The sequence below is a fragment of the Paenibacillus sp. FW507-14B1B genome (genome assembly GCF_058781425.1).
In genome coordinates, this window is sequence record NZ_JBYSWS010000022.1 from 1 (window position 1) to 528 (window position 528).

The 528-nt window shown below is 44.5% G+C and carries 1 tRNA gene and 1 rRNA gene; both read right to left on the bottom strand.

Features of this window, described 5'->3' with window-relative positions:
- Positions 1-2: 2 nt before the first annotated feature.
- A tRNA-Glu gene (locus AC3WJJ_RS25585) sits at positions 3-77 on the bottom strand.
- A 61-nt stretch (positions 78-138) separates the two neighbouring features.
- A 5S ribosomal RNA gene (gene rrf / locus AC3WJJ_RS25590) occupies positions 139-255 on the bottom strand.
- Positions 256-528: the final 273 nt, after the last annotated feature.

Genomic DNA, 528 nt, shown 5'->3' on the forward strand with positions numbered 1-528 from the left:
AATGGTGACCCGTAGGGGATTCGAACCCCTGTTACCTCCGTGAAAGGGAGGTGTCTTAACCCCTTGACCAACGGGCCATGCTATAAGTCTATCATCATATATTTATAGATTGATAGATTAAAATCAAAAATATGTACCGCTTGGCGACGTCCTACTCTCCCGGGACCCTTCGGTCCAAGTACCATCGGCGCTGGAAGTCTTAACGGTCGTGTTCGGGATGGGTACGCGTGGAACCCTTCCGCTATCGCCACCAAACGGAGCATTTGAATAACAAATGCTAATTGTATCAGGATTCAGCATCGCCAAATGCTGAAAGTCTCCTAAGTTGATCTTTAAGTAACTTGTACTTATAGAAACTATGTTGACTCCCTGAAAACTAGATACGAAACAAACTTTGCGAACTTGCATTGTTCCTGAAAGTCTTTCTCCGATGTTAAGCGTATCGCTTCCAAAGCTAGTTTTCTTTCAGAAAACTTGTAGGATAAGCCCTCGACCGATTAGTATTGGTCAGCTCCATGCATTGCTGCA